Raw genomic sequence first — 2729 nt, 5'->3', positions numbered from 1 at the left:
GTCCAGAGCGCTTCCTCGACGCGGAGCAGCTCCGGCTTGCCGATCATCGCGAGCAGCCGCGCCGTCACCGGATGCGGCGGACGTCCGCCGGCCTCCGGCAAGCCGAACACGTCGGATTCGTCCAGCGTCTCGAGCGCGAGTCGGGCGATCGCCCGACGCTTCCTCGCTTCGCCGCCCGCCAGCTCGACGCCGTAGCCGCGCCGCCGCACGAGCGTTAAGCCGTCCTTCGCCGCCCAGCGCTCGACGTCGTCGAGATCGCTCGTCACGGTCGGCGTCGTTACCTGCAGCTCGTGCGCGAGCGCGAACAGCTTCGCGGGCTCGTCGCGCTCGAGCAGCTCGCACAGCAGCAGCGTCCGGCGGTCCGCCGGCGACAGCTCGTGCGCGTCCGCTTGGCGCAGCAGGCGCTCGAGCGCCGCGAGCCGCTCCGGCTCGCCCTCGAGCCGCATGCCGGCGCCGGCTTTCTTGAGCAGCCCGACGCCGACGCAGCCGAGCAGCGCTTCGACGTCCGGCAGCTCGCGATGCACGGTGCGGGCGCTGACGCCCGCCGCCCCCGCGAGCTCGCCGGCCGACAGGTCGCCCGAAGCGCGCAGCAGCGCTTCGATGATTTTCTTTTGCCGTCCGGATACGTTCATGCGGGATTCGCCCCCGTCTTCGGAAAATGGACGCAACGCCGACGGCCGTTCCGGCCGTCAGCGTCGAGGGTACCTATGTGCGGTTGGGGTAGTTTACTTGAGCCGCTCGATAAGCGTTTCATACGCCGGACTCTTCAGAAAATCGTCGATCGAAATATGCTCCGCGTTCGGCGCCTTCTGCTTCGCCCGTTCCGTCAGCGTCTTATGCGTGATGACGATGTCGGCGTCCGGCGGGATGTCGTTGATCGCCGTATTCGTGATCGTCACCGGCAAGCCGGCCGCGTTCGCCTTCTTGCGAAGGATGGAGGCGCCCATGGCGCTCGAGCCCATGCCTGCGTCGCAGGAGAAGACGATTTTGTTCACTTCGCCCTTCGCTTTCGCCGGACCGTTCGCCGTCGAAGCCGTTTGCGATACCGAGCCGTTCGTGCCGCCGGCTTTCATCGATTTCATTTTCAATTGCGCTTCTTCCAGGTTTTCGTCGGTCTGTTTCCCGGTCTTGAGCAGCAGCGCGGATACCGCGAACGACGCGGCCGCGGACGTGACGACGCCGGCGAGCACCGGCAGCAGTCCGCCTCTCGGCGACATCGCGATCAGCGCGAAGATGCTGCCCGGCGACGGCGTGGCGACGAGGCCCGCGCCGAACAAGAGGAACGTGAAGGTGCCGACGACGCCGCCCGCGATCGCGCCGAGAATAAGACGCGGATTCATCAGAATGTACGGGAAGTAAATCTCGTGAATGCCGCCGAGGAAGTGGATGATCGTCGCCCCCGGCGCGGATTGCTTCGCCATGCCGCGGCCCACGAGCCAGTACGCCAGCAGAATGCCGAGACCCGGCCCCGGGTTCGCCTCGAGCAGGAAAATGATCGACTTGCCGACCGACGACGCTTGGTCGAGCGCGATCGGCGACAGCACGCCGTGGTTGATCGCGTTGTTCAGGAACAGCACCTTGCCCGGCTCGATCAGGATGTTGGCGAGCGGCAAGAGGCCCGTGTCGACCAAGAAGCCGACGCCCGCGGCGAGCGCTTGGCTGATGCCTTGCACGACCGGTCCGATCGCGACGTAGGCGAGCAAGGCGAGCGCGCCGCCGATGATGCCGGACGAGAAGTTGTTGACCAGCATCTCGAAGCCGGCTTTCACTTTGCCCTCGATCGACTTGTCGAAGCGCTTGAGCACCCAAGCGGACAGCGGGCCGACGATCATCGCGCCGAGGAACATCGGGATGTCCGCGCCGACGACGACGCCCATCGTCGCCACCGCGCCGATGACGCCGCCGCGCGTGCCGTGAATCATCGTGCCGCCGGTGTAACCGATCAGCACGGGCAGCAGGTACGTGATCATCGGACCGACGAGCGCCGCCAGGTTTTCGTTCGGAATCCAGCCGGTCGGAATGAATAGCGCGGTAATCAGACCCCAAGCGATGAATGCGCCGATATTCGGCATGACCATGCCGCTTAGGAACCGTCCGAACCGCTGCACGGCGACTCTCGCGCCGCCGCCCGAGCCGCCCGCCGTTGCGTTGTGCGTCGTTGCGTTCATGGGTGAATCCTCCTTGATTCCCATTTTTATTTGGTTAGTATGATGCAACCTTCTTTGAATAAATCGTAAGGGAAAACGGTTTTATCTTCAATTGAAGGAAAATGAGGCGGCGTCATCATTGCCGATGACAGTATTTTTTTGCGGGATCCGGAACGGAAGGGGGGGAAAAGGGGGAGCGGCGGGATGCGGCGGTTTGCGGCGGAAAACGGCCGGCGGTTATACCGGCTCGTTCAGCACCTGCTCGACCTTGGCGAGGTGGGACTCCATGCGGCGGCGGGCGGCCGCGGCGTCGCCGTCGCGAATCGCCTCGAAGATGGAGCGATGCTCGCGCAGCAGCCGTTCGGCGGACGATTTCTCGGCGTACAGCCAGAGCGCCCGCGTATCCTTCATGCTCTCATGCAGCCGCTCCGTAATCGAGCGCATCATGTCGACGAGCATCGAATTGTGCGTCGCCTCGGCGAGCGCGAGGTGGAAGCGGACGTCGGCGCGCTCGCCGGCAGCCGCGTCGACGTCCGCCATCTCCGCGAGAATCGCCTCGAGCGCGTCGACGTCGTCCGCCGT

The 2729-nt window shown here is 65.3% G+C and carries 3 protein-coding genes; all 3 read right to left on the bottom strand.

Going from position 1 to position 2729, the window contains the following annotated elements; genetic code table 11:
• Window positions 1-632: BglG family transcription antiterminator (locus VEZ38_RS17890; RefSeq protein ID WP_324895895.1), on the bottom strand; the 632-nt coding region annotated here is incomplete at its 3' end.
• 93 nt (window positions 633-725) lie between these two features.
• Complete coding sequence (locus VEZ38_RS17885) at window positions 726-2168, bottom strand: PTS mannitol transporter subunit IICBA (protein ID WP_324895893.1); 1443 nt, start codon at window positions 2166-2168, stop codon at window positions 726-728.
• 216 nt (window positions 2169-2384) lie between these two features.
• On the bottom strand, window positions 2385-2729 hold a 345-nt coding region (locus tag VEZ38_RS17880), incomplete at its 5' end, for a FadR/GntR family transcriptional regulator (protein WP_324895891.1).

It is taken from the genome of Paenibacillus sp. (assembly GCF_035645235.1).
Lineage (GTDB): Bacteria > Bacillota > Bacilli > Paenibacillales > YIM-B00363 > Paenibacillus_AE.
Note: the sequence above shows the minus strand (reverse complement) of the source record. Positions and strands in the feature narration are given on the sequence as shown.